Origin of the sequence: Enterococcus sp. E4-223 (assembly GCF_035727065.1) — a bacterium.
Classification (GTDB): domain Bacteria; phylum Bacillota; class Bacilli; order Lactobacillales; family Enterococcaceae; genus Enterococcus_B; species Enterococcus_B faecium.
The window spans coordinates 70486-96948 of the sequence record NZ_JAPMLH010000006.1; the positions used below are offsets into that span (position 1 = coordinate 70486).

The 26463-nt window shown below is 39.3% G+C and carries 22 protein-coding genes; 17 read left to right on the forward strand and 5 right to left on the reverse strand.

Going from position 1 to position 26463, the window contains the following annotated elements; genetic code table 11:
- Window positions 1-31: 31 nt before the first annotated feature.
- The 5 genes from OS139_RS09395 (at window position 32) to OS139_RS09415 (ending at window position 5773) form a co-directional block, all read left to right on the forward strand.
- On the forward strand, window positions 32-595 hold the full coding sequence (locus OS139_RS09395; RefSeq protein ID WP_002325125.1) for an NUDIX hydrolase: 564 nt from the start codon (window positions 32-34) through the stop codon (window positions 593-595).
- Window positions 596-607: 12 nt separating this feature from the next.
- Complete coding sequence (gene macP, locus OS139_RS09400; RefSeq protein WP_002286760.1) at window positions 608-892, forward strand: cell wall synthase accessory phosphoprotein MacP; 285 nt, start codon at window positions 608-610, stop codon at window positions 890-892.
- 18 nt (window positions 893-910) lie between these two features.
- Entirely contained in the window at window positions 911-1603 is a 693-nt protein-coding gene (locus OS139_RS09405) for a 5'-methylthioadenosine/adenosylhomocysteine nucleosidase (RefSeq protein ID WP_002291218.1), read from the forward strand.
- A gap of 11 nt (window positions 1604-1614) precedes the next feature.
- Window positions 1615-2160 carry a cysteine hydrolase family protein gene (locus OS139_RS09410; RefSeq protein WP_002291217.1) on the forward strand — a complete coding sequence of 182 codons (546 nt, stop codon included), beginning with the start codon at window positions 1615-1617 and terminating at the stop codon, window positions 2158-2160.
- A gap of 271 nt (window positions 2161-2431) precedes the next feature.
- A complete protein-coding gene (locus OS139_RS09415) occupies window positions 2432-5773 on the forward strand; it encodes a right-handed parallel beta-helix repeat-containing protein (RefSeq protein ID WP_002331656.1) in 3342 nt (1113 codons plus the stop codon).
- Between the two features lie 718 nt (window positions 5774-6491).
- Here the strand turns inward: OS139_RS09415 and OS139_RS09420 are convergent.
- On the reverse strand, window positions 6492-8399 hold the full coding sequence (locus tag OS139_RS09420) for a M13 family metallopeptidase (RefSeq protein WP_002331655.1): 1908 nt from the start codon (window positions 8397-8399) through the stop codon (window positions 6492-6494).
- A 129-nt stretch (window positions 8400-8528) separates the two neighbouring features.
- On the opposite strand from OS139_RS09420, the gene OS139_RS09425 reads away from it, so the two are divergent.
- From OS139_RS09425 to efmA, 5 genes are all read left to right on the forward strand, one after another.
- Window positions 8529-9404: a hypothetical protein gene (locus OS139_RS09425; RefSeq protein ID WP_002331654.1), complete on the forward strand. Its 876-nt coding sequence runs from the start codon at window positions 8529-8531 to the stop codon at window positions 9402-9404.
- Window positions 9405-9483: 79 nt separating this feature from the next.
- A complete protein-coding gene (locus OS139_RS09430) occupies window positions 9484-10458 on the forward strand; it encodes a ribose-phosphate diphosphokinase (protein WP_002286741.1) in 975 nt (324 codons plus the stop codon).
- 179 nt (window positions 10459-10637) lie between these two features.
- Window positions 10638-11783, forward strand: coding sequence for a cysteine desulfurase family protein (locus OS139_RS09435; protein WP_002295158.1), 1146 nt, complete (start codon window positions 10638-10640; stop codon window positions 11781-11783).
- Window positions 11784-11919: 136 nt separating this feature from the next.
- Window positions 11920-12264, forward strand: coding sequence for a DUF1831 domain-containing protein (locus tag OS139_RS09440; RefSeq protein ID WP_002286736.1), 345 nt, complete (start codon window positions 11920-11922; stop codon window positions 12262-12264).
- 270 nt (window positions 12265-12534) lie between these two features.
- Window positions 12535-13821, forward strand: coding sequence for a multidrug efflux MFS transporter EfmA (gene efmA / locus OS139_RS09445; RefSeq protein WP_002291207.1), 1287 nt, complete (start codon window positions 12535-12537; stop codon window positions 13819-13821).
- Window positions 13822-13958: 137 nt separating this feature from the next.
- Here efmA and OS139_RS09450 read toward each other — a convergent pair whose 3' ends face one another.
- Window positions 13959-14558, reverse strand: coding sequence for a metallophosphoesterase (locus OS139_RS09450; protein WP_002331653.1), 600 nt, complete (start codon window positions 14556-14558; stop codon window positions 13959-13961).
- 403 nt (window positions 14559-14961) lie between these two features.
- Here OS139_RS09450 and mnmA point away from each other — a divergent pair, with 403 nt between their 5' ends.
- The 3 genes from mnmA (at window position 14962) to OS139_RS09465 (ending at window position 18883) form a co-directional block, all read left to right on the forward strand.
- Window positions 14962-16083 carry a tRNA 2-thiouridine(34) synthase MnmA gene (gene mnmA, locus OS139_RS09455; protein ID WP_002286726.1) on the forward strand — a complete coding sequence of 374 codons (1122 nt, stop codon included), beginning with the start codon at window positions 14962-14964 and terminating at the stop codon, window positions 16081-16083.
- 246 nt (window positions 16084-16329) lie between these two features.
- The gene (arcD, locus tag OS139_RS09460; protein ID WP_002331652.1) at window positions 16330-17751 is read left to right on the forward strand and encodes an arginine-ornithine antiporter; all 1422 of its coding nucleotides are present in this window, start codon (window positions 16330-16332) and stop codon (window positions 17749-17751) included.
- 13 nt (window positions 17752-17764) lie between these two features.
- Window positions 17765-18883: an aminotransferase gene (locus OS139_RS09465; RefSeq protein ID WP_002331651.1), complete on the forward strand. Its 1119-nt coding sequence runs from the start codon at window positions 17765-17767 to the stop codon at window positions 18881-18883.
- Between the two features lie 59 nt (window positions 18884-18942).
- On the opposite strand, the gene OS139_RS09470 is transcribed toward OS139_RS09465, so the two are convergent.
- Window positions 18943-20235, reverse strand: coding sequence for a multidrug efflux MFS transporter (locus OS139_RS09470; RefSeq protein WP_002325116.1), 1293 nt, complete (start codon window positions 20233-20235; stop codon window positions 18943-18945).
- Window positions 20236-20384: 149 nt separating this feature from the next.
- Here OS139_RS09470 and OS139_RS09475 point away from each other — a divergent pair, with 149 nt between their 5' ends.
- The 3 genes from OS139_RS09475 (at window position 20385) to OS139_RS09485 (ending at window position 23456) form a co-directional block, all read left to right on the forward strand.
- Window positions 20385-20945 carry a TetR/AcrR family transcriptional regulator gene (locus OS139_RS09475; RefSeq protein ID WP_002323745.1) on the forward strand — a complete coding sequence of 187 codons (561 nt, stop codon included), beginning with the start codon at window positions 20385-20387 and terminating at the stop codon, window positions 20943-20945.
- A 128-nt stretch (window positions 20946-21073) separates the two neighbouring features.
- A complete protein-coding gene (locus OS139_RS09480) occupies window positions 21074-21451 on the forward strand; it encodes a DUF1033 family protein (protein WP_002306018.1) in 378 nt (125 codons plus the stop codon).
- Complete coding sequence (locus OS139_RS09485; protein ID WP_033581948.1) at window positions 21384-23456, forward strand: DNA topoisomerase III; 2073 nt, start codon at window positions 21384-21386, stop codon at window positions 23454-23456. Before OS139_RS09480 ends, OS139_RS09485 begins: the two co-directional genes overlap by 68 nt.
- A 210-nt stretch (window positions 23457-23666) precedes the next feature.
- Here the strand turns inward: OS139_RS09485 and OS139_RS09490 are convergent, their stop codons facing one another.
- Window positions 23667-24614: a glycosyltransferase family 2 protein gene (locus OS139_RS09490; RefSeq protein WP_002331650.1), complete on the reverse strand. Its 948-nt coding sequence runs from the start codon at window positions 24612-24614 to the stop codon at window positions 23667-23669.
- 245 nt (window positions 24615-24859) lie between these two features.
- On the opposite strand from OS139_RS09490, the gene OS139_RS09495 reads away from it, so the two are divergent.
- Window positions 24860-25324, forward strand: coding sequence for a methylated-DNA--[protein]-cysteine S-methyltransferase (locus tag OS139_RS09495; protein WP_002298278.1), 465 nt, complete (start codon window positions 24860-24862; stop codon window positions 25322-25324).
- Window positions 25325-25385: 61 nt separating this feature from the next.
- Here the strand turns inward: OS139_RS09495 and OS139_RS09500 are convergent, their stop codons facing one another.
- The gene (locus tag OS139_RS09500; RefSeq protein ID WP_002331649.1) at window positions 25386-26429 is read right to left on the reverse strand and encodes a YeiH family protein; all 1044 of its coding nucleotides are present in this window, start codon (window positions 26427-26429) and stop codon (window positions 25386-25388) included.
- Between the last annotated feature and the right edge of the window lie 34 nt (window positions 26430-26463).

Here is a 26463-nt window from a genome sequence, read left to right on the forward strand (position 1 = left end):
AGTTATGATTACAAAGAAAGCAGGAGAAGATATGCTGAACAATGAGCAATTTGAAGAAAAAACAATCAGTCGCAAAGAAATCTATAGCGGAAAAATTATTGATGTTGCTGTAGACGAAGTTCGTTTGCCAGATGGAGGAACTTCGAAGAGAGAACTGGTATTTCATCCTGGCGGTGTTGGGATCATTGCTTTTGACGAACAAGATCGTCTGCTTCTTGTCAAACAATTTCGAAAACCTTTAGAAAAAGTGATTTTGGAGATTCCAGCTGGAAAAATCGATCCAGGAGAAGGACAAAATCCCGAAATGACAGCAGCTAGAGAATTAGAAGAAGAAACTGGCTATCGTGCGAAGTCGCTGAGCCATCTTACTTCGATGTATCTTTCACCAGGTTTTGCAAATGAAGTCCTTCATATTTATCATGCACAAGGGGTAGAGAAGGTCGAGAATCCTTTAGCACAAGATGAAGACGAAGTACTGGAGTTGTATCATCTAACTCTTGAAGAGGCGCAACAAGCGATGAAAGATCAGTTGATTTGTGATGCAAAGACGATTTATGCGATTCAATACTGGGAACTATTGACCAAAGGAAAGTAGAGGGATCGGCTTATGGCCAAAGGACCGCTTATTACGCGAAGCGAACTTCGCAAGCGACAACAAGCACAAGCAAGCGAGTCATTAAAAAAACAGCGAAAAGCAGAAACAGCTTATCAGCAAGAAGAAAAAAAGATTGCCAGCTTTTATCGTAAAGAAAGCAAAAAGAATAAACCAATCACGAAAACAAGGATCAGCGAACGGGAAAAGACGACCAAATGGAACTCTTTTTTGATGAAATCTCTTATTATTGTTATCCTAATGTTATGTGTGGTTTTTTTAGCAATCGCATTTATATAGAAAGAAGGAATTAAAAAGATGAAAATCGGTATTATCGGCGCAATGGAAGAAGAAGTAAAAATTTTGAGAGAGAACCTAAGCGAACCATTATCATGGGAACGCGCAGGCGCTTTATTTATTTCAGGTTCATTAGGTAACCACGAAGTGATCGTCGTACGTTCCGGTATAGGAAAAGTCTTAGCATCTATTACCACAAGTCTGTTGATCCAACAATACGGCGTGAACATGGTGATCAATACAGGTTCAGCTGGCGGAATCGGTGAAGGCTTACAAGTAGGTGACATCGTTATATCAGACAAAGTAGCTTATTTTGATGCAGATGCAACAGGATTTGGCTACAAACCAGGACAATTACCAGGAATGCCTCTATATTATGAAGCAAGCACATATTTGCGCAGTGAAATGGTTAAAGCAGCAAAAGCAACGAATTTGAATGCAAAAGAAGGATTGATCGTTACAGGTGATACATTTGTCGACTCGCCAGATAAAATCAAAGAAATCTTAACGAATTTCCCTGAAGCATTAGCTTGCGAAATGGAAGGAGCCGCTGTTGGACAAACAGCTCGTCAGTTCAATATCCCATTTTTGATCGTACGTGCAATGAGCGACACAGCAGATCACTCGGCGACACAAAGCTTTGACGAATTTATCGAAGACGCAGGCAAACGATCAGCAGAAATGGTGATCGAATTTGTCAAACATCTCGTATAAGGAGGACTAAGATGAACGCATTGATCTCGATTGACTACACATATGATTTTGTTGCAGAGGATGGAAAGCTGACTACTGGGACAGCAGGACAAGTAATTGAAAAAAAGCTGACTGCTCATACAAAGAAGTTTATTGATCAAAAGGATTTTGTCGTTTTTGCCATTGATGCGCATGATCCAAAAGATTCCTTTCATCCGGAAAACCGCTTATTTCCTCCGCATAATGTGATAGGAACGGGTGGACGGGAATTGTACGGCTCTTTAAAAAGTTTATACCAAGACTATGAGCAAGAGGAAAATGTTTATTGGATAGACAAACGGCATTATTCCGCTTTTAGTGGAACAGATCTAGACATCCGTTTGCGAGAACGCCAGATCACAGATATTTATTTGACCGGCGTATGTACAGATATCTGTGTGTTGCATACAGCAGTCGATGCGTATAATCTAGGATACAAACTCCATATTTTCAAAGATGCCGTGGCAAGTTTCGATCCCGTTGGACATGAATGGGCATTGAGACATTTTGAATCCACACTAGGCGCAGAAATTTTATAAAAAAACAAAGTAATTTGATAAAATAAAAAGCACAAAATAATAAAAGAAGAGCATAAAACAAACGACTTTGTTTTATGCTCTTTTTTATACGTTATTTTAAAAAAATCTTATTCTTTTTACGTTAATAAATCTCTTTATTATCAACAACTTAAGTTATATTTTTTCTTTTTATAAAATACACTTATTATAATTTTGTTTTTTATTGACAGTAAAAATAAATTAGGTAACACTTTAAGTAAACGCTTTCTAATTTGTTGCGGGAGGAATACACTTGTTAAAAAAACGTATAAAATACAGTGCGCTAATGATGAATCTCCTTATGCTCAGTACCCCGGTTTTAATTTCTGTCGTTGAAGTTGCTGCTAACGAACAACAGTCTGTGAACGAAGGAAATGCACACGTGAACATTGAAGGGATGTCAACAATGGAGGAAGTACCAAGAACTAGTGAAGATATGGATACGGAAGAAGGAAATGATCCTATGATGAAAGAATCAGAAAATGAAAAGACAAAAAAGCAATCTGAAGAAGCAAATGAAGAGTGGAAAGGGGTTGTTTTCGGAGAAAGCACAAGTGCTAGTAGGTATGCCATTGAACCATTAGAAGACGGCGTGCGGCTCTCTTCCACGAATAACGGCGGAAAATTCCAGTCAAGCGGATCAGATGGAATGACCTATTATTATCAAGCAATCCCCAAAGACATCAACTTTAGGATGCGGGCGACGATCGAAATAGAATCTTGGACCTATACGAATGCCCAAGAAGGATTTGCTTTAATGGTAAGAGACGCAGTACCAAAAAATCATTTGTTTGGGCAGGCATTTTATTCAAATTCATTTGCCATACTAGGCAGTCGGATCGAATATGTCTGGGACTCGGATAGACAAGAAGTGGTCAACACGAGCGGCAGCAAATATACGATGCGACTTGGATTAGGGACACGGGCAATCACAGGAATATCATCTGAAGATCCGCAAGCTGCGCCAGCTCCTGGGAGTGTCTCAGTGGAAACAACACCTTTAGAGACTTCAGCAGGGTTCTTGGAAAAAGAAACAGGTTCTTATAATATATTCGGAAACGGTCATGGGAATCTGTTTCCGGCCACGAACTCGATTACTAAACTGGACGTAGAGATGAAAAAAACGAATACTGGTTTAGAGGCATATTATTACGATCCTGAAACAGGAGAAGAAATGGCTTCTGACATCATGTATGACTGGGAAAAATTATACGCTTCAGATGAATCGGTTATTTATGCAGGATTTGCTGCAGCAAGGAATATGACGATCAAGGTAGAAGGAATCGAAGTGGCTTACTCAGATCCTGCGACAGATCCTCCTGGACAAGAAAGGCCCATTCGCTTGATTGATCCGATTTACACTGTGACCTCTAGTAATCATTCAGGAAACCAAGACCATACTATGTCCTTTAGAGCAAATGCTGACGGATTATTAACAATCAAAAATCAAGCAACAGGAGAGGTACTTGAGAACGCAAAAGACTTGGCAATCACTGCAAATCGGGAATTTGATTATCAGACAAAACTGATGGAAGGAACGAACGAATTTACTTTCAGTTTTACACCAGATAAAAACTATCCGCCAGAAGAATACGTAGAGATGGCTAGTTATGAAACAAAAGAGATTCTGCATACAGTTGACTACCGTAAACCTAACTATTCGACAGTTTATGTAACACCGGAAGGGTCAGATACAGGAAACGGAAGCAGACAAAATCCGTTATCTCTGACGCAAGCATTGAGATACGCATATGCTGGGCAGACAATCGTCCTGGCTCCTGGAACTTATTCCTTTGAAAGAGGATTGACGATTCCAAAAGGAGTTAACGGGACAAGAGAAAACCCGATTCAATTGATTGCAGAGAAAAATCCAGAAAACAAGCGACCTGTACTTGATTTTAAAGGAACTGGAAATGGGATGACACTGTTTAGTCATTACTGGGTTTTACGTGGGTTTGACGTTACAAATAGTGCCGCTATGCAAAAAGGATTGCAGATTTCTGGAAACCATAATTTGATTGAAGAGATCCATGCTTATCGGAATGGAAATACAGGAATCCAAATCAGTGGTAGCTCAAATGATCCTTTCGAAGCATGGCCAGCGCATAACTTAGTCAAGAACTGTACATCTTTTGAAAATGCCGATCCAGGATTTGAAGATGCCGATGGATTTGCGGCCAAACTGACAATAGGAGAAGGAAATGTATTTGACGGTTGTATCGCGTATCATAATGCAGATGACGGTTGGGACCTTTTTGCTAAAAATGAAACAGGTTCGATCGGAAAAGTAATCATCAAAAACTCAGTTGCTTATCGAAACGGCTGGGTACCGGGAATTGAGGGAGAAGGTAACGGTAATGGATTCAAAATGGGCGGTTCTTCTTTAACGGGCCCTCATGAATTGATCAATAGTTTGTCTTTCGAAAATCTTGCGAAAGGAATCGATTCCAATAGCGGAACAGATATTATCGTCAATAGCAGTACAAGTTTTAATAACGGTTCATATAATGTGGCTCTTTATACCTCTTCAGCAGGAAACACAGACTACCATGCTTCTGGTATCTTATCTTTCCGAACAGAGAATCTTGAGATGAGAGAGCAGATCCGCCCATTGAATCAAAACGAAGATCAAATCTACCACTCGTTGAACTACTATTGGAATGAACGAGAGAAACAATCAGAAAATACTCTTGGACATACCGTATCAAAAGATTGGATCGAATCTCTAAATACACATTCGCAAGAAGGGCAGCAGCCTGTTACTCGCTATGCGAATGGAAGCATCCATGTCCATGGATTGATGCAAATCAAACCGGAGAATCGTCAAACAGAAAAGGGAAGAGTAGATGGTCTTCCATTATCTGTAGGTGCTATTTTTGACGGAGAAACCTCACCGTCTTCGGAATATCCAGAGTATGCAATCGTACAAGAACCAAATCAGACAAAACCAAATGAACAAAATAATCCGATTATTATACAAGAAGCAAATGGTGTGGCGGAGAATGCAGAAGGAAATATCATTGAACTGAAGCCTTTTACAGTTTTTGTGTCAACTTTCACACCAAATCAAGGAACGCCTGTCTTTGAAGATATGCGTTATTTCCCAGAAAAGATCCAAATCGTTGAAACACAGTCAAGTGCTCAATTTTCTAATCATACCGCTATTTTTTCAGCACCTTCAAAAGGAGAATATACGCTAGAAGTCACTTATCGTTCGGAAATATTTGATGGGGAAAAATGGTCTGCTCATACAGAATCTGTTACCCAGCAAAAAGCGATCACTGTGCGAGAAACTGCCGATGTGCCCCCGGGAAATGACAAACCAGAAAGAGAAAATCCAGGAAATGAATCACCAAATGGAAAACCAAATGGAAAACCTTCTCATCCGGATAGGACAGCAAAAGAAAGTGAAAAAAATGGCACTCAAGGACTCCCAAAAACGGGAGAATTTAATAACCCGTTGCTAGCATTAGCTGGAGGAATTTTGTTAATCGGTGTAGTTGTTTATGTCATGAAACAGCGAAAAAATAAGTGGAATTTCTCCTTTTATGATGTAAAACAATTGACTGAGGAAAGTAAAAATAGAAGGAAATGAGACCAATAGATGTCTCACTTCCTTCTATCTTTTTATAGATGAGGTTCTCCTTGCTGCTTTTGATTGGCTGTTCTTATTACTTGATGCAGGACAGCTTTTTCACAACCTTTCCACTAAACGGTGTTCAATCAGCTGACCCTCGGTATTAGCTCAACAAGCGGCAAAATATGAGGAACTATTTTTCCGTTTTTTTCTCTAATACTCAGGTCAGGACGCTGATTTCACAATCTCTGATATACGGTGTTCAAAAGCCAGTTTCTCGGTAGTAAGTCAAATTTATGCAAAAATGTGGAAAGCCATTTTCACAAAATTTTTCTTACTACTTGAAACTAAGCGGCTTTTTCACAACCTCTCGATAAACGGTGTTCAAAAGCCAGTTTCTCAGTAGTAAGTCAAATTTATGCAAAAATGTGGAAAGCTATTTTCACAAAATTTTTCTTACTACTTGAAACTAAGCGACTTTTTCACAACCTCTGATATACGGTGTTCAAAAGCCAGTTTCTCGGTAGTAAGTCAAATTTATGCAAAAATGTGGAAAGCTATTTTCACAAAATTTTTCTTACTACTTGAAACTAAGCGGCTTTTTCACAACCTCTGATACATGGTATTCCAGAAGTAACTTCTTCGAAAAATAAGCCGAAATGTCACAAAAATTTGAGAAGCAATTTTCCCCAATTCCTTCTTATTTCTTGAAGCTGACCACTTCTGGCACAACCTCTTACCAGATTCGCACTCTTTTTTCTGGCGCTAGATACATAGCGTCTTGTTCCGTGATACCAAATGTTTCATAGAATTCGTCAAGGTTTTTTGGTTGCACGTTTGCTCGGAGTTTAGCAGGGGCATGGACATCGATTTGCAGTAAAAGTTGTTGGTATTCTTTTTTTGCTTTTGTACGCCAAATCGTTGCCCAATTGACAAAGAATTCCTCGATAGAAAGATCTGATTCCGTTTTTGCTGCTTCCAATGCACAGCTTAGACCGCCTGCATCAGCAATATTTTCCGAAACGGTTAATTTTCCGTTTACTTTTCCGTCAGCAAAAGGCAGACCATCGAATTCTTCGATCATTGCTTGTGCTTTGTTTTGAAATTGTGTAAGATCTTCTTCTGTCCACCAGTTGTTCAAGTTGCCATATTCGTCAAATAAAGCGCCGTTATTATCAAATGCATGGGAAATCTCATGAGCGATAACAGCTCCGATTCCACCATAATTAGCAGAGCTTGATTGTTCTAGACTGTAAAATGGTGCTTGAAGGATCGCTGCCGGAAAGACGATCACATTCCGAAATGGATGATAATAAGCATTGACCGTGTCAGCACTCATTTCCCATTCTGAACGATCCACTGGTTTGTTCCATTTGCTGAAACGATCTTTTAATGTGAGTTTGCTGAAAACAAGAGTATTTGAAAGCAAAGTACCACCCTGATCTGCAGGTACTGTTTTGAACTGGTCTAATAATGCTGGGATCTTATCGGGGTAGCCTACTTGGATACCTAAGTTATTTAATTTTATGACGGCTTTTTCTTTTGTTGCATCCCCAAGCCAGTCATTTTCTTCTAGACGTTTTTTATAAACGGCGATCATTTTTTTCACCATTTGTTCTACGTCTTTTTTAGCAGCTTCGCCAAAATATTTTTTTCCGTAGTAATCGCCAACTACTTGATCGAATTGTCCAGAGGCAAGGTAATACGCTGATTTTTTCTGAGGCATTGCTTCGTCTGTTCCAGACAATACGCGAGAATAGATTCCGCTGACTTGGCGGAATTCTTCTGATAGATAACCACTAAGAGAACGTACTGTTTTAATGATCATCCAGCTTTTGAATAACGGGAAATGAGCTTCTGTCAGGATGTCATTCAAATGATCGAAGTACACTGGATCAGTTACGATCACTTTATCTGGAGTTGTCCCAATCAAACCCGTGACAAGTTTTTTCAAGTCCAGTTTATCTGTGTATTGAATAAATGTATCAAAAGATTGCGGATTATACATTTTGCTGTAATCTGCGTTTTCTTCTGCACTTTTTACATGAGGAGCAATCAATTTATCAAATTGCACTGCTTGTTCCGTGATTGCTTCTGCCTGACTTTTTTCTTTGCCGGCAAGCTCTAATAACTGAACAGCCATATCAAAGAAAACGCCTATTAGTTGTGCACCGTTGGGATGGTCTGATGCATAATACGTCTTATCTGGAAGGAATAAAGAAGGCGGATAAGCAAAGAAGGCGTTCGTTTGCGCATTCTTCATATCTGCATCTACATCCAGATTAAATGGCAATGGTAATGTATCCAACAGCCATTCTGGAAATTGCTTATTCAATTCGTCGAAAGACTGCAATGATTCAACTTTTTCGATTATAGGTTGAAGTGGTTGAGCATGCAACTCATTTCTTCGGTCATAATCGTTTGCCAGTTGATAATATGCAAGGAAATGTTTCATTTTTTCTGAAGACACTTTTTCTGGATGGGCAAGCAGATCGTCTGTTTCTCCCATCAAAAGTTGGTCGATCCCGTCAACTAAATCTTGGAAACCGCCTGTAGCTGGTTTATCTGCAGGGATTTTTGCTGTTTTTTGCCATTCTTCATTGACTGCTTCATAGAAATCTTGTTTCAATCGTTCTTTGTTCATTCATCGATCGCTCCTTTTTTGTTTCGTGTGCCCATTATCTTACAAAATGAAGGAATTAACAAATAGAACATAAAAAATTGAAAATTCGAACAATCAAACTGATTTGTTTTTTTCAATCCTTCACTTATAATGAAAAAAAGGAGGCGATCCCAACTGAATCAAGTAGTGGATAAACCTTTATATTTCAAAGTAGATAAAAAAATTAAAAAATTAGCCAGCACTCAGCAGCTGCAGTCAAGAAAAAGTAAATTGCTTTTTTTAGCTCTGGTTTTTGAAGATCAAAGTTATGTGATTATCGATCAATCAGGACATCCGGTAGAATATTCTCCAGCAAAATATACTTATCAAGAGGGTCTTTCTTGTAAAAAATGGAAGCTGATCAATGAAGAGCCAATCGAGTTATCTAGATGGATCAACAGAAAAGAAGATATTCCCGCTTTGATCGAAGAAAAAAGGTCAGGAAAGGAACTCGCAAATTGCTGGGTGGGATTGCCAGAAGAACGTTTTTTGAGGTATAAGAAATGGGCTACCCCCTCAGGCTATCTTTGTGGTACTTACGCGGCAGCAGTTCTCCTTGCCTATTATCAAGACTATCGTAAGGGGTGGATGCTTCCAAATGAGATTCGCAAGAAAAATACGGCTGATTCGTTGGTTTTGACGAAGGCATTGCGTAGCCAGATCCAACCACTAGGACTTCCTACGATTCCTTTTCAGGTTAGTACAGGGATTTCTAGTTTTTTAAAGAAGAATGGCAATCATGAGCGTGCACGAGCAACTCTTCTAGGTTCATGGCAGCGAGCTACAAAACGTATACGTGAAGGCAAACCTGTGATGATTGGTATTTTGAAAGTACTTGGCAGTACATATGGCAATCATTGGGTGACAGCGTACGCTTATTTTGAAACTGAAACAGGAGAACGTTATTACAAAGTACACGACAACTGGGGCGATTATCATAAAGTCATTCCTGCCAGTTGGAGTAACGGAACAGTTTCACTTCCTTAAGAATTTGCTGAAATTAACAGAAAATCTTGGAAAAATATGTTAAACTATCGAAGAATAGAGAAGTTTTGGGGAGGACTACATGAGTAATAAGTATCAGGATGACACGTTGAAGATTTTTAGTTTGAATGGCAACCGTCCATTAGCTGAAAAAATCGCGAAAGTGTTCGGAACAGAATTAGGTAAAAGCGTCGTGAAGCAATTTAGTGATGGCGAGATTTCCATCAATATCGAAGAAAGTATTCGAGGGGATCATGTGTATATCGTTCAATCAACGAATGCACCTGTCAATGACTACTATATGGAACTACTGATCATGATCGATGCAATGAAGCGAGCAAGTGCGAAAACGATCAATGTCGTATTGCCTTACTATGGGTATGCTAGGCAAGACCGCACGGCGAAACCTCATGAACCGATCACTGCGAAATTGATCGCTAACTTGATCGAAGAAGCAGGGGCAACTCGAGTACTGACTTTAGATCTGCACACGGTTCAAGTACAAGGATTCTTTGATATTCCTGTAGATAATTTATTTACGATGCCGTTGTTTGCTCATTATTACCGTCAATTAGGTCTGACGGGAGATGACATCGTAGTTGTTTCGCCAAAAAACAGCGGTGTTCAGCGTGCACGTAGTCTTTCAGAATATTTGAACAGCACATTAGCCATCGTAGATCATGCAGATGATGCTTCAACTGAGGGTGGTTATGTGATCGGTGATGTTCAGGGAAAGACATGTATCATGGTAGATGATATCTTGAACACAGGAGCAACGCTTGCACGAGCAGCAAATGTATTAAAAGAAAACGGCGCAAAAGAAGTATATGCCTGTGCGTCACATGGATTATTGTCCGATCATGCGAAAAGTATTTTAGACAATGCACCAATCAAAGATATTTGTATCACTGATTCTGTTTTCACAGAAGAAAATCGTCATCCAGAAAACTTAACAATCGTTACATGTTCAGAATTAATGGGTGAAGCGGTCAAACGCATCCATGAAAATACACCGATGAGTCCGTTATTCCGTCTGGAAGAAAAAGAATTCGAATAAACAAAAAAAAGAGGGAAAGAAGTTGTGACAGAAGTGAGCAGCTTCAAGGAGCTGCGACAAGACTTTTGTCACAGCTCCTTTTTTCTATGCCCATGAAACGTCCTCTAGACAAAAATGAGCTCTTCTTTGGTTTGTTCGCTATTTTATGCTAGAATGTGCCTAGCAATAATTTGGAAGGGATGAATGAAGTGAAAACTATTTATCTAGATCATGCGGCAACTACCCCCATGCATCCACAAGTAATTGAAGCGATGACGGCAATCATGCAAGACACGTTTGGAAATCCTTCAAGCATACATGGATTTGGTCGCCACGCGCATGAAAAATTGGAAACAGCAAGACAAATCATTGCAGACAGTCTGCAAGCAAAACCTCACGAGATCATCTTTAACAGTGGGGGAACAGAAGGGGATAATACAGCTATCTTAGAAACAGCGTTCTCGCGTCAAAAAGAAGGCAGACATCTAATCACTACAGCTATCGAACATCCTGCTGTTCTTAACACCATGAAATATTTAGAGACAAAGGGGTTTGACGTTACATATCTGCCTGTAGATGAAAAAGGGAATCTGTCGATCGAAGAGGTCAAAAAAGCGTTACGAGAAGATACGATCTTGGTCTCTGTGATGTACGGGAACAATGAAATCGGAAATTTGATGCCAATCAAAGAAATCGGTGAACTTTTAGCGGATCATCCAGCTTATTTCCATACAGATGCGGTACAAGCGTACGGAAACCAAACGATCCATCCAGAAGAATTAGGAATCGATTTATTAAGTATCTCTGCTCATAAAATCAATGGGCCAAAAGGCGTCGGTTTCTTATATAAACGAGACGGAGTAAATATCCCTGCATTGCTTTTAGGCGGGGAGCAGGAAGAAAAGCGGCGTGCAGGTACAGAAAATTTAGCAGGGATCTGGGGTATGGCAAAAGCAGTTGAACTGCTGTCACCTGAAGAACGTGAAGCACGTAACAACAAATATAAAGGATTCCAGCAATTGATTCTTGATACATTAGAAGCAAACGAAATCCCTTATCAAGTAAATGGTGATTTAACGAATAAACTCCCTCATGTGTTGAATCTTCGCTTAATTGGCGAAGCAAATGATTTGCTACTGATGAAGCTTGATCTTAATGGGGTCGCTATTTCTACTGGTTCAGCTTGTACAGCAGGAAATATCGAGCCTTCACACGTATTAGAAGCAATGTATGGAGAAGATACACCGATACTAAAAGAATCCATCCGTATCAGCTTTGGTTTGGGAAATACCGAAGACGACATCCAGTATTTCCTTGATCAATTAGTTCGTGCTGTCAAAAAATAACTAGTGAAGTCATTCTTATATGAACAGATGTCTGAGAGAACGCCTTCATTTTTTAGGGAACTTAACTGAAAAACCTAGTAAAAATCAGGATAAACTTTTATAATAAAGAGAAACTAATTTTATCGAGGTGAAAATCATGGCATTTGAAACAACAGCAACGGTACTGGGCGCACCAATTAGCTATCGTTTGCATCCTGATGCAAAAAGATATACATTGCGCGATAATGGATTTACAGAAACAAACGGAGGCAATTATCAATTGATCCGACCATTAGATGCCACGCCGCAAAGCAAAGAAGGATTCAAATTAAAAATCACTGTATCAAAAGATATTCAAACATTGAAAATGTCGATCACTACAGCAAATGGATTGAAAGCAGTCAATATTTTCAAAGATCCAAAACAGAAAATGAGCCAAGATAAATTTTATTTTCTGATGGATGGGATGATTAGCCGTGGGTTATTCGAAAAAGTCGAATGATCTGTGGATATAAAAAGACAACTAGTTTTGAAACGGCCTATTGTTAGATGACTAACTTTGTAAGGACGACGCAAATTAGTTGTCTTTTTTATTTTTAAATTTAACACATGTTGTTATTTTTAATATTTTGCTGATTTATTGTTTCTAAGTAAAGAAATTTAAATTGAAACGATTGTTATTTAGGGAAAAAGGTATTTTTTGAAAAAAGAATCCCGTATAATGATTGTTGTGCAAACGCTATACAAAATGAAAAAGAAAAGAGGGATGTTTATGGAAAATGAACAGTCGGTCGTTTTAACGAATTGGAAGAGAAATTATTTGTTCTTTTTATCGGGACAGTTTTTGTCAGGAATCACTAGTATGGTCGTCCAATATGCGATCATCTGGTATTTGACAAGAGAAACCGGTTCGGCGACAATTTTGAGTTTTGCTACTTTACTAGGAATGATTCCCATGGTTTTACTAAGCCCATTTGTAGGACCGCTAGTGGATCGCTGGGATAAAAAAGCTCTTTTGATTGTCACGGATATTATTGTAGCGATTTTCGCGCTTATTTTAGCAGTAGTCGGAACGATTTCAGAATCCTTCCCGATTTGGCTAGTTTTTGTGTCTTTGTTTATGCGTTCGGTCGCACAAACATTCCAAATGCCAACGATCCAGTCGATTATGCCGACAATCGTTCCATCTTCTCACATAACAAGGACGAATGGACAGTTAGGAATGGTCCAATCAGCGAATTTCATCATTGCGCCAGCTCTAGGAGCGGCTTTGTTTTCAGTCGTTCCTGTCAATTACCTTATTTTATTAGATGTATTGGGGGCAGTTTTTGGTGTCGGCTTATTGATTTTTGTGAAGATCCCAAAAGTTTCTCCTGAAATATTGGAAGTTCCGCTTACTATTTTTAAAGATGCAAAATTTGGGCTGCAGCAATTGATGGATAATAAAGGGTTATGGTACATAACGATCAATGGTGCATTTGTGATGCTGTTGTTCATGCCAGCAATCAGTCTGTATCCATTGATGACGCTAGATTACTTTGGTGGTTCCGTTGGACAGGCGGGAGCAGTGGAAGTAGTCTACGCAGTCGGAATGCTCTTAGGCGGTGCACTGATCAGTTTTATAGGAACATGGAAAGACCGAATGAAACCTATTATTATAGCCTACATCATTATGGGCCTGACGATCGGTGCAAGCGGATTGGTTCCAAACGATAGTCAAGGGTTCTTGTACTTTCTTATCTTGAATGCAGGAGCAGGTTGTGCAACGCCATATTTCAATACACTGCTGATGGCAATGATCCAGCAGAGTTATGAATCGAATGTTTTAGGTCGTGTCTTAGGGAACTTCAACTCTTTGATGAACCTGGCAGGTCCAATTGGATTATTATTTGCAGGACCATTAGCTGATCGTTTAGGGGTAGAAAAAATGTTCTTGTTTTCCGGAATCGGGATTTTATTATGCGGAATCGTTTTATTTTTAACGTCAGCTGCCCGAAATTATGATAAAGAATTACAGAAAAAACTGGTAAAAGAACACCATGAGCAAAAAGACGAATAGTATGGAGTGGAGTTGTGACAGAAGTCTTGTTACAACTCCATTTCTGATCCTAATGTTCCTGTGGCAATAAGCCTACTCAAATGAAAAATATGAGTAATTATCTTTATTTGTTTAATACTTGATATAGGGCAGTTTTTTCACGACCTATCGTACTTCCTCTTTGCTTCATAGATTTCTTTGATTTGTTGCTCAGATAACGGAGTGCCAAATGGTAGTTTTTCCTTTAAGAGTTCTCTTTCCGGTGCGTCTACGCCTACATTGACATCGTTCTCGATAGGTACGCTGTAATGATGGATATGTCCATGAAGATTGCGGATAGTGTCGTTAGGCCCGAGCAACATCGGATAATGAGTCAAGTAATATTGTTGATGGTCGAATTTAACGATGGCACCTACATCATAAAAATAAAATTTGGGACTTCCGTCAGTAAGCCTAGGATCATTTTTTTCTAAATAACGGAAAAAAGCGCGACTGTCATGGTTCCCTTTGATCAAGTGGATTGTTCCTTGCAGTTGAGTGACCAGTTCCAAAATTTCTGCATTTGCTTTTTCATATTGCGGATGCATAGCAAGGTCGCCTAGATGATAAACATGGTCGGTTTCTTTTATTACTGCATTCCAGCTAGTGATCAACTGTTGGTTCATTTCATCCACATTTGCAAAGAGCCGCGGAGCAAAGTCGTTTTTTCCTAATAAGCGTTCATGGAAAAAGTGTATATCACTGGTAAAGTAATTCATGTATCTTTTGCCTCCCTTTTTTCTTAGAGTAAACAAAATCACTTATCTGAGCAACTCATAACATCTAAAAAGAAAAGGTTGTAAATGAGACGTGCAGCTTTAAGCGATAAGAAGCAATTTTGAAAAATAGTTTTTCACAATTTACAAAACTATTCCTTATTGCCGAAAGGCTGGCCCTTTTTATGAGTATGCCAATTTTTTATATCGAATGCTCAAAAGATGAGTGATTTTTTGGTTGACTATCATGTTTGTGTACTGAATAGGTCCAGTAGAACAGTATTTTTACGACTTGATAATTAAGGGATGAAATTTTCAGAAATATGACGTATAATGTAAAATACTGAAAAGTTGCGACCTTCAACTCGTAGATGTTTCAGAATCTAATTGAAATGATGGTGATATCATGACAGACAACAGCAAAACACGCGTTGTCGTAGGGATGAGCGGCGGTGTCGACTCATCTGTAACAGCACTTTTGTTAAAGGAACAAGGATACGACGTGATCGGAATATTCATGAAAAATTGGGATGACACGGACGAAAACGGTGTATGCACGGCCACGGAAGATTATAAGGATGTAGCGAAAGTAGCTGCTCAAATCGGGATTCCTTATTACTCTGTGAATTTTGAAAAAGAATATTGGGATCGTGTATTTGAATATTTCCTAGCCGAATACCGCGCAGGACGTACACCTAACCCAGACGTGATGTGCAACAAAGAAATCAAATTCAAAGCATTCTTGGATTATGCAATGGATCTTGGCGCCGATTATGTAGCTACTGGACATTATGCGCAAGTCACTCGCGATGAAAACGGCGTGGTCCACATGCTTCGTGGAGTAGACAATAATAAAGATCAAACTTACTTCCTTAGCCAATTATCACAAGAACAGCTTTCAAAAACGATGTTCCCTCTAGGCGGCATGGAAAAATCAGAAGTACGGGCAATTGCTGAACGCGCAGGCCTTGCGACAGCTAAGAAAAAAGATTCAACGGGAATCTGCTTTATTGGTGAAAAGAACTTCAAACAATTTTTGAGCAACTATCTGCCAGCAAAAAAAGGAAATATGGTCACTCTTGATGGTGAAGTCAAAGGACAACATGCTGGCTTGATGTATTATACGATTGGTCAACGTCAAGGACTAGGGATCGGTGGCGGAGGAGATTCGCAAGAACCCTGGTTTGTTGTAGGAAAAGATCTAGCGACAAACACATTATATGTGGGGCAAGGGTTCCATCATCCTGCATTGTATGCCACAAGCTTGGATGCAAGTGAAATCCACTTTACGACGAATGAACCAATGCCAAAAGAATTCAAGTGTACAGCGAAATTCCGTTATCGTCAGCAAGACGTTCCTGTGACAGTTCGCTTATTGGATGATAATCGTGCAGAAGTCGTATTCGACGAACCTGTACGTGCAATCACTCCTGGACAAGCAGTTGTATTTTATGATGGAATGGAATGTCTGGGTGGTGGTTTGATCGACCACGCATATCAAGAAACAAAAGTTTTACAATACGTTTAAGCGATATTAAATGAATCAAAACAGCTATGGCTAACAAAAGAAACACCTTTTCTTTTGGATAGCATAGCTGTTTTTTTTGCAATAAAATTAATTTTTATTCATTTTATACTTGAAATACTTGTGTAAAAAGTTCATAATATCCAATAATATGAATAAAGTTGCTTTTTGTTAAGCAAGAGCAGTTGCAAAATAGAAGGGAATCTTTTGCAAGTGATTTGTTCAATTTTATAAGTGAGGGTGATGGAAATGGAAAAGAAATCAAAGGGTATTAGCAAATGGGGACTGGTTGCTCTGGTTGTCAGTTCGTCAATCGGAAGCGGTGTGTTTGGGATCACAAGTGATCTGGCTAGTTCTGCAGCTCCAGGGCCAGCGATCCTTTCATGGATAATCGTTGGGATTGGTATTTTAGCTTTGGTATTATCGCTGAATCATTTAGGAGAAAAACGTCCAGATCTAGATGGTGGTATTTTCGGTTATGCGGAAGCTTCATTTGGTAAATTAGGTGGCTTCATCAGTGGTTGGGGTTACTGGTTGTCTGCGTGGCTGGGAAATGTTGCTTTTGCAACGATGCTGATGAGCGCCATGGGAGAATTTTTCCCGATATTCAAAGGTGGACAAAATGTTCCTTCTATTTTATTTGCAAGTATTTTTATTTGGGGTCTGACTTTATTAGTAAACAATGGAGTTGAAGGAGCGAGCGTCATCAATACAATCGTGACGATCTGTAAATTAGTGCCATTATTCCTATTTTTAATATTTGTATTTATCGCATTTAAAGTGAATATATTCACTGCTGATTTTTGGGGTAACGTATCTGATAATCTAGTGAATGGAACAGGGCAGCAAGGAACGATCTGGTTGCAGATTAAAGGTTGTTTGATGGTTATGATGTGGGTCTTTGTAGGGATCGAAGGCGCAAGTGTTTTAGCCAACCGCGCGAAGAAACGTTCAGAAGCCCAGCAAGCATCGATCATTGGTCTGCTTTGTTTATTGTTTATCTATATCCTTGCTTCGATCTTGCCATACGGCGTCTTATCTCAAGAAGAGTTAGCAACTATTTCACAACCTGCTATGGCAAATATTTTAAAAGGAATCGTGGGAAATTGGGGAGCAGCGCTGATCAATATCGGCTTGATTATTTCGATCATTGGTTCTTGGTTGTCTTGGACGATGCTCCCAGCAGAAACAACGATGTTGATGGCTCGAGACGGTCTGTTGCCGAAAGGTTGGGGAAAAACGAATAAAAAAAATGCCCCAACTTATTCGTTAGTTGTTACTGCAATCTTGACTAATCTATTCTTATTGACTTTCTTAGTTACTGATTATGCCTATCAATTTGCCTATTCTTTATGTACAGCGGCAATTTTGATTTGTTATCTACTTGTCGGGATCTATCAAGTCCAGTTTTCTTTAAAAGAAGGAATCAAAAAACAAGTAGTGATCGGTGGGATTGCTGTAGTTTTTGAATTGATGGGCATCATTTTAGCAGGATTTTCTTATGTCCTTTTATGTAGTATTGCCTATCTTCCTGGTTTTTGCTTCTACTGGATCGCTTGTCGTGAAACCAAACATCAAATTACGGGAAAAGAAAAAGTAATGATTGGGCTGATTTGTGTGGCCGCACTGCTTTCAATCGGGTTGCTTGCTGTAGGCTGGATCAAGATATAAGGGGGAAAGAAACATGGAAATCGCAAATTTCGGTGTAGAAGAATGGCTAAATAAATGGGAAAAGAAAGCGGTATATGATATTGCACAAAGTTCGATCGAAGCATTGACATTAGACGAACTCGTTGGCTTAGATGGGACTAGCGTAAGTGAATTTTTCGAAAAACGCAAAAACGAACCATTGGACTATGGCTGGATCGAAGGATCAGATGTTTTCAAACAAGAAGTCGCTTCTCTTTATCAAACCGTCGATCCGGAAAACATCTTACAAACGAATGGAGCGACTGGTGCTAATCTTTTAGCTCTATACGCGTTAGTGGAAGCAGGAGACCATGTTGTTTCGATGCTTCCTACTTATCAGCAATTATATGACATCCCCCAATCTTTAGGTGCCGCTGTTGACTTTGTTCATTTGAAGGAAGAAGAAGATTGGCAGTTTGATTTAGAACAGCTAGAAGCCTTAGTCAAACCTGAAACAAAAATCATCTGTTTGAATAGTGCAAACAATCCTACAGGCACATTGCTAGATCGGAAAACTTTAGAAAAAATCGCAGAAATTGCTCGTACAGTAGATGCATATGTATTGATAGATGAAGTATATGCGCCTTTAACGGATAAAGGTGAATTCTTGTCGATCGTAGATGTCTATGAAAAAGGTATAGCAACCAATTCCTTATCCAAGACCTACTCCATTCCAGGTATTCGTATTGGCTGGACAGCTACTGGACCTGAGTTGGCAGAAGTTTTTCGAAAGTATCGAGACTACACGATGATTTGCGGCGGAGTCCTGTCAGATGATCTTGCTGTACATGCATTGAAGAATAAAGAAAAAATATTGGAGCGAAACAAAAAGATCATTACAGAGAACCTTATGATTTTAAAACAATGGGTAGCCAATGAACCGAAAGTTGAACTTGTCGCTCCCAATTACGTCTCTACTTCTTTCATTAAATTAGCCATCGAAGAAGATGACCAGACATTTTGTATCAATTTATTAGAAGAAACAGGAGTACTATTAGTACCAGGAAGTGCCTTTGATTTACCGAAGCATGCCCGACTAGGTTACTGTTGTAAAAAAGAAACCTTGGAAAAGGGATTATTCCTCTTATCTGAGTTCTTGAAAAAACAGGCCTAAACAAAAACACTGCAAGGACAGTCTGTGACAACTGTTCAAGCAGTGTTTTTCATTTACGCTTATTGTCTATGAGAAGGAGAGTGCCCTGAAGATATGGAGACTCCTGAAGCTTTTTCTTCTGCAGTTTCTTGCTGATGGATCTCTTGTGTATTGTGTCGTACAAGCAAGAAGTTGACCAAAACAAGAAGAGAAGTCGAAAGAAAAACGCCACGATAACCAAATGCACTGGAAACACTGGAGCCGATCATAGGCCCTACTACGTTACCAGTTGCTTGGAAAGATTGGTTATAACTGAAGATCCGTCCAGCAGCTTGATGAGGCGAATATTTTGTGATCAATGCTTGGACAGCAGGGAGCAGACAAGCATCAGAGATACCAATCAAAAAACGTAAGGCAGCTAATTGCCAAACATTCGTGACGAATGCCATTGGGATATAAACCAGAATCGCAAAACCCAAACCAATCGCAAGTATTCTTTCACTCCCAATCTTGTCACCTAAGCGACCAAATCTTGGAGCGGCTATCAAAGTGGCAATCCCAGGTATCGAAGCGATGATTCCGCTGATCAACGTAACATTCCCATGTCCATGCAGCAATTGACGAATGTACAGACTGATGATTGGACTAATGGAATTGTTGGATGCTTGGATGATCATCGTTGTGACGAACATACCGATGACGACGTGTGGATATTTCAAGTCTTTGAAAATCTGTTTGGCAGAAACCATGTTTTCTTTTTTCACTGGGACAAATTTTTCATGGACGAAAAACAGACTCAACAAGAAGACGAAAAATAAGATGATCCCTGTAATGAAAAAGGTAGGGCGATAGCCAAACGCTGAAGCAGAGATCCCGCCAAGAAGCGGTCCAAGTAATGTTCCTGTAACAGAACCAGTTGCTAAGGTTCCAAGAACTTGACCACTTTTTTCTTTTGGCGTCCCAGTTGCGACAAGGGCAGTGGCATTACTGATATAACCAGAAAAAATCCCTTGAAGCAGACGCAATGCGACTAATTGATACACACTAGTCACGCAACCCATCAAAGAAATGACGATTGCCATTCCTAATGAAGCACGCAACAGCATCAATTTTCTTCCTTTTTGGTCGGCTAATTTTCCCCACCAAGGAGAGATCAGCGTAGTCACCAAGAAAGTAGATGAAAAAGTCAATCCGCTCCAAAAGTTCAATTGTGACGTACTATAATTACCTAACGTATCTATGTAAAGTGACATAAAAGGCATGACTAAACTAAATCCGATACCAGCCATAAATGTTCCAAACCATAAGACAAACAAGTTTTGTTCCCAAGTTTCTCTTTTCCTAAATAATTTTTCCTTTATTCTTGCAGCCAATTAGACTCCTTCTTTCTGAAAATTTTCATCTACAGCTCTTTATTATAAACTACAATATGTAGTTTATCAATGAAAGTCTCTTTTTTCTCTTTCTTTTTCGTGGTAAACTGAAAGAGTGAAGGATTTATTTTATGAGAGGAAACATGGAGATGAAAAAAAGAAATCTGTCTCAAGAGAAAATAATCGACTGCTTTCGAGAACTAGCAGAAGAGATGGATGTTCAGCAAATAACCTTTCAGCATTTAGCCAAACGCTTGGATATCAAGGCTCCCTCGCTGTATAACCATTTCAAAAATATTCGTGATGTCAAAACAGCGTTAACAGCAAAACTTCTGCAGGAACTTAATGACCAGCTGCGTCGGGCTCTTGTGGGAAAAAGTGGTCAGGAAGCACTGCAGATCTATGCAGAAACTTATCGATCCTTTGCTTTTTCAAATCAAGCAGTGTATGAGTTACTGATCAGTGTACCGCATACCAATGAAGCTGTTTTATTAGATGGAATCCATGAAACGAATCAGATCATTTTGCAGATATTTGAGGCTTTTCAATTAACGAAAGAAGAAAAAGTTCATCGAAGCAGGGAACTTCGTAGTATGATCCACGGTTATCTTTCCTTACGTTTTTTAGGATACTTTACAAAAGAACCAACAATCGATCCAGAAGACAGCTATTTTTGGATGATCAATGACTTTATCGCTACTTTGCCTTAAACAATCAGATTCATTTGTAACAATTTTAAGATGTTCATTAAATGACCCTTTTATAAGAGAAAATTCTTGCAACTTTCTTGAAAAGTGACTAAGATGAGTCTAGAAAAGCTGAAAGAAGGAGCACGAGTATGTATCAAGTAATTACCATGTTCGGGGACAATGAGCCTTGGTGGTTTTTTGAAGACTGGGAAGAAGATATTGAAGCAGAAGAAACATTCGAGTCTTTCGAAGAAGCACGACAAGCGTACGAAAAACAATGGAACGAAATCCATCAAAATTATGAATATATCAATGCAAAAAGTAACTTTCTCAGCGCCTTTTGGAATGACGGAGATGAGCGCTGGTGTGAAGAGTGTGACGATGATTTACAGCAATACAAGGGACTTGCGTTGTTGAAAAATCATCAGCCCATCACAGTAGAAAGCAGAAAGGAATTTTATGAAACAACTAATTCTAGCGGAAAAACCAAGCGTTGCGAAAGACCTAAGCAAGGTGCTTGGTGCTAATCAAAAGCACAAAAATTATTATGAAGGACCCAAGGTGATCGTTACTTGGGCCCTTGGTCATTTATTAGGATTGAAAATGCCGGAAGATCTGAATAAGGAATGGCAGAGCTGGCAAATGGACACGTTGCCAATGATCCCTAAAAAACTAGGAATCAAACCACTGCCTAAAACAGGACATCAATTAAAAGCAATCAAGCAGCTGGCTCAACGAAAAGATGTCTCAGAAGCAGTCATTGCGACAGATGCCGGAAGAGAAGGGGAACTTGTTGCTCGCTGGATCTTAGAGTATGTGCATTTCAATAAACCAGTGAAGCGGTTATGGATCTCTTCTCAAACAGATAAAGCAATCAAAACTGGATTCAAGCAACTAAGACCTGCGAAAGAATATGATGCATTGTATGAATCTGCTCTTGCCCGGGCAAAAGCGGACTGGCTGGTAGGATTGAATGTGACCAGAGCCTTAACTGTGAAGTACGCGGATAATTTATCAGCAGGCCGTGTGCAGACACCGACACTAGCATTAGTGAGAGACCAAGAAAAGAAAATCGAGCAGTTCCGTCCACAAACGTATTTCACGATCACGTTGCAAGCTGGAAAAGAACAAGCCAAAATGCTTCAAAAAAATCAATTTGCTTTAAAAACACAAGAAGAAGCACAAAAACTTGTTCAATTGATCAGTACAAGCAAAGGAACTGTCACAGAAGTCCAAGAAAAATTAAAAACGGAATCTGCGCCATTGCCTTATGATTTAACAGAGATCCAAAGAGAAGCCAATCAACGCTATGGCTATTCTGCAAAGAAAACATTAAGTCTTGTACAAAGTTTGTATGAGACCCATAAGATCGTTACTTATCCGCGTACAGACAGCAAATATCTGACAAATGACATGAAAAGTACGATGAAAGAACGATTGCAAGCAGTCAGCGACTTTGCTCCTGAGGTCAAGCAGTATTTGAAAAACGGAGCCATCGTCCAACAGACAAAAGTATTCCAAGACAGTAAAGTGACCGATCACCATGCACTTTTGCCAACTGAAAACAGAGCACGTTATGAAAAATTAAGTAATGAAGAGCAAAAAATCTATCAAATGATTGTCTCTCGTTTTTTAGGACTGTTTGCTCAACCCCATAAAGTCAGCCAAACAAAAGTTACGGTTGAATTTGGTAAAGAACGATTCATTTTTCGGCAAAATCGTGTCGTCCAAGCAGGATGGAAAGGCGAAACTGAAACTGAGACGGAAACAGTCAAATGGGAAAAAGGAATGAGAATCAATCCCGATTTCACCATCAAAAAAGAACTATCTGCACCGCCTAAACCATTGTCAGAAGCAAGCTTGCTTGGTCAAATGGAAAAATACAGTCTGGGAACCCCAGCTACGCGTGCAGAGATTATCGAGAAACTAATCAAATCTGAACTGATGGAACGTACCCCTCAAGGACTGCAAGTATCTCCTAAAGGTAAGCAATTATTAGTATTGGTAAATCCCTCTTTAGTAACACCAGATTTGACAGAAAGCTGGGAAAAAGACCTTGAAGCTATTGCTGCAGGAAAGAAACAAGCAGGAACCTTCTTGAATGGAATCGAAAAAGAAACAAAACGCTTGGTGAATGAGATCAAATCAAGCAAACAAGAATATCAAGATTTCTCGATTACCCAAAAGAAATGCCCAGAATGTGGGGCCAATCTGCGCGAGAAAAACACACGTGACGGCAAAATCTATGTCTGCACCAATTCAGATTGCAACTACCGCAGAAGAAAAGATCCAAAAGTCTCTAATCATCGATGCCCGCAATGTCACCGGAAAATGGAAATCATCGAAGGTAAAAACGGTGCTTATTTCCGTTGTAAATACGATGGAACGACAGAAAAAATGCTTGATAAAAAAGAGCAGAAGAAGAAAATGACCAAACATGAAGAACGACGCTTGCTGAAAAAATATGCACAAGCAGAAGAACCAGAAGAAAGCCCATTAGCAGCAGCACTAAAAGCAGCAATGAAGAAGTAATAAGATATGAAAGAGGTTGTGATAGAAGTGGTCAGCTTCAAGAAATAAGAAGGAATTTACGAAAATTGCTTCTCAAATTTTTGTGAAATTTCGGCTTATTTTCGAAGAAGCTACTTCTGGAACACCATTTATTCGGAAAAAAGGACTGTGACAAGACTTTTGTCACAGTCCTTTTTCATTTAAAAAAATGTTTACTTCATTTGACGTATATTATTGGTGAGGCTTCAATTCATTTGGCTTCACTTTTTCTGTTTCTCTTATGATATAAACAGGACGCTGTTTCGTTTCTAAGAAGATTTTCCCGATATATTTCCCGATGATTCCAAGACATAACAATTGGATTCCACCAATGAACAGGAAGATCGAGACCATGGAAGGCCATCCTGATGTAGGATCACCAAACAACAATGCCCGCAAAATAATGAACAAAATTGCAATACCAGAACCGACACAAGACAAAGCGCCGATAAATGAAGCAATCGTTAACGGTGCATCCGAGAAGTTCACGATACCATCAATCGAGTAGTTGAATAATTTCCAGAAGGACCAAGATGTTTCGCCAGCCACACGTTCGCGGTTTTCATAAGAAATATATTCTGTTTTAAATCCGACCCAGCTAAATAATCCTTTTGAAAATCGGTTGTATTCTGTTAATTCTAGGACGGCATCCACCATTTGACGAGTCATCAAGCGGAAATCACGAGCGCCATCGACCATTTCTGTATCGCTGATTTTATTGATCAACTGGTAGAATTTTTTCGCAAAGAAACTGCGTATCGTAGGCTCGCCTTCACGAGTCGAACGCCGGGTGCCGACACAATCGATATCAGAAGTAGTGATCCGGTTGATCATCTCAGGAAGCAGTTCGGGCGGATCTTGCAGATCAACATCCATCACGGTCACTAAATCTCCTGTAGAAGCTTGCAATCCAGCGTACAGAGCCGCTTCTTTCCCAAAATTTCTGGAAAATGAGACAAAGCGGACATAAGGATAAGCTGAGGCTAGCTTCTTGATTGCTGCTAACGTACCGTCTTTTGATCCGTCGTCAATAAACAAATATTCGAACTCATGGGCACCTTTGAATTTTTCAACCTCATCAAAAAAAAGAGGAACAGTTTTTTCTTCATTAAAACATGGGACAACAATTGATACTTTCATCGTTTCTATCCTTTCAATCGTATGTTTATATATGGTTTACATTCAAAATTTAATAAACCTTAAATAACACCTTTAAAATTTGATTTTACGTAAAAGAACAGGTATTCTTTTTGTAAACTAACGTATTTAGTTTACCATGTTTCCTCGGTTTATCAAACTTTTAAGAACAATTTTTATTAGTTGGCAAGTAGTTTTGGATAGAGAAAAAGGAGGAAGTTCCAGTCTATTGACTAGGAGCAAACAAAATGAAAATACACACACCTATCGGCTTTTTATGGTTAGATGCAGATGAATCCGGATTGACTGCTGTATCTTTTCAGCCAATTTCAGAAAGCGAATCAGCGAATCAGCAAATTTTAACGCGCACACAAGAACAGTTTGAAGAATATTTTGCGGGAAAAAGAAAAGAATTTGATGTTCCTTTATCTATAAAGAGAGGTACGCCTTTTCAGCAAAATGTCTGGAAAGCTTTGTCGACCATTCCTTATGGAGAAATCCGAACGTATAAAGAAGTAGCTGTTGCTGTTGATAGTCCGAAAGCTGTGCGAGCGATTGGGCAGGCAAATCGAACCAATCCATTGCCAATCGTTATTCCTTGTCATCGAGTGATCGGGCAAAATGGAAAACTGACAGGATATATGGGAAACGCAATAGATGGGGTTGAAATCAAACGCCAATTGTTGTTGTTAGAAGGATATCTGCAAAATTAAAAACAGTTGTGATTCGGACATTGTTCCATGCGAGAATCACAACTGTTTTTTCATGTTCATTCTAAACTTTGATCAGCCAAATAAATAGTAAAGCCATCACTGTTTGGAGAAGCCCGACAGCTAATCCATAAGATAAGAAGCGTGTACCTTCTTTCATGAATTTTGCAAAGTCTAAACGCAGACCAATTGCCGCTAAAGCAGTGATCTCAAACCAGCTGCTGATAAAATGTGCCGATTGGTCAATAACTACAGGTAAAGAAAACAAGCTGTTGACCAAACAAAAGATCACAAACCCTAATACATACCAAGGAAGTGGTAATTTTCGTTTTTTCTGCGTATCAGTTGGCGTTTCAAACAGAGCTGGTTGTTTCTTGTGCATGAATTTTTCAAACAGATAGACAACAACAACGAGCATCATAATACGTAGAATCTTAAATAGCATGGCGAATTCGACAACAGAATTGTCAAGTAAGCTTGCCCCAGCGACTACTTGACCAACAGATTGGAGTGTGCCACCCAAAAGTGCACTTTTTTCAATGAGATTTCTACCAAACAACTGTAATCCAAGAAAAGGGAGAGTCAACATCATCACAGTACCCAGTAGATTGACTAGTGTGATGATCTGTCCTTTTTCTTCCTCTTTCGCATGGATGGAAGGGGCGATCGAAGCAATAGCAGAAGAACCACAAACAGCGTTTCCTCCAGCCATCATCAAAGAAGAAGTATCGCTGAATTGCAGTTTTTTACCAATCAAGTAAGCACCGATGATAGTGACTGACATTTGCAGTAACACAAAAACAATTCCTTTTATACCAATTTGAGCAATCGTTTGAGCTGTGACAGTTGCACCTAGTAAAAAAACAGAGAATTCTAATAGTTTGCTTTCAGCAAATTTTGTGCCGATTGCTAGAACAGGCTGTTTAAAAAAAGTATTTCCTAATAAAATACCCAATAAAATAGCAATAGTCGCTCCACCTAACTGTGGCAGATAAATAGCAAGAAGCCTGCTGAAGGCAGCGATGGCAAAAGAAAGCAGTAAACCGGGTAAGATTTCGCGGACCGCTGAATCCTTTACAGATTTTATTGGATGTGACAATGATTTCATTTGATCGGTTCCTTTCGTCAATAAATACTAAAAG

What these genes read in the sequence shown, in the direction of transcription:
- OS139_RS09410 (WP_002291217.1), top strand. Translation starts at nt 1,615, where the DNA reads ATGAACGCATTGATCTCGATTGACTACACATATGATTTTGTTGCAGAG.
- OS139_RS09500 (WP_002331649.1), bottom strand. Translation starts at nt 26,429, where the DNA reads ATGAAATCATTGTCACATCCAATAAAATCTGTAAAGGATTCAGCGGTC.
- OS139_RS09475 (WP_002323745.1), top strand. Translation starts at nt 20,385, where the DNA reads ATGAAAAAAAGAAATCTGTCTCAAGAGAAAATAATCGACTGCTTTCGA.
- OS139_RS09420 (WP_002331655.1), bottom strand. Translation starts at nt 8,399, where the DNA reads ATGAACAAAGAACGATTGAAACAAGATTTCTATGAAGCAGTCAATGAA.
- macP (WP_002286760.1), top strand. Translation starts at nt 608, where the DNA reads ATGGCCAAAGGACCGCTTATTACGCGAAGCGAACTTCGCAAGCGACAA.
- efmA (WP_002291207.1), top strand. Translation starts at nt 12,535, where the DNA reads ATGGAAAATGAACAGTCGGTCGTTTTAACGAATTGGAAGAGAAATTAT.
- OS139_RS09435 (WP_002295158.1), top strand. Translation starts at nt 10,638, where the DNA reads ATGAATGAAGTGAAAACTATTTATCTAGATCATGCGGCAACTACCCCC.
- OS139_RS09440 (WP_002286736.1), top strand. Translation starts at nt 11,920, where the DNA reads ATGGCATTTGAAACAACAGCAACGGTACTGGGCGCACCAATTAGCTAT.
- OS139_RS09450 (WP_002331653.1), bottom strand. Translation starts at nt 14,558, where the DNA reads ATGAATTACTTTACCAGTGATATACACTTTTTCCATGAACGCTTATTA.
- OS139_RS09425 (WP_002331654.1), top strand. Translation starts at nt 8,529, where the DNA reads ATGAAAAAAAGGAGGCGATCCCAACTGAATCAAGTAGTGGATAAACCT.
- OS139_RS09480 (WP_002306018.1), top strand. Translation starts at nt 21,074, where the DNA reads ATGTATCAAGTAATTACCATGTTCGGGGACAATGAGCCTTGGTGGTTT.
- OS139_RS09495 (WP_002298278.1), top strand. Translation starts at nt 24,860, where the DNA reads ATGAAAATACACACACCTATCGGCTTTTTATGGTTAGATGCAGATGAA.
- OS139_RS09485 (WP_033581948.1), top strand. Translation starts at nt 21,384, where the DNA reads ATGAAACAACTAATTCTAGCGGAAAAACCAAGCGTTGCGAAAGACCTA.
- OS139_RS09395 (WP_002325125.1), top strand. Translation starts at nt 32, where the DNA reads ATGCTGAACAATGAGCAATTTGAAGAAAAAACAATCAGTCGCAAAGAA.
- mnmA (WP_002286726.1), top strand. Translation starts at nt 14,962, where the DNA reads ATGACAGACAACAGCAAAACACGCGTTGTCGTAGGGATGAGCGGCGGT.
- OS139_RS09405 (WP_002291218.1), top strand. Translation starts at nt 911, where the DNA reads ATGAAAATCGGTATTATCGGCGCAATGGAAGAAGAAGTAAAAATTTTG.
- arcD (WP_002331652.1), top strand. Translation starts at nt 16,330, where the DNA reads ATGGAAAAGAAATCAAAGGGTATTAGCAAATGGGGACTGGTTGCTCTG.
- OS139_RS09430 (WP_002286741.1), top strand. Translation starts at nt 9,484, where the DNA reads ATGAGTAATAAGTATCAGGATGACACGTTGAAGATTTTTAGTTTGAAT.
- OS139_RS09490 (WP_002331650.1), bottom strand. Translation starts at nt 24,614, where the DNA reads ATGAAAGTATCAATTGTTGTCCCATGTTTTAATGAAGAAAAAACTGTT.
- OS139_RS09465 (WP_002331651.1), top strand. Translation starts at nt 17,765, where the DNA reads ATGGAAATCGCAAATTTCGGTGTAGAAGAATGGCTAAATAAATGGGAA.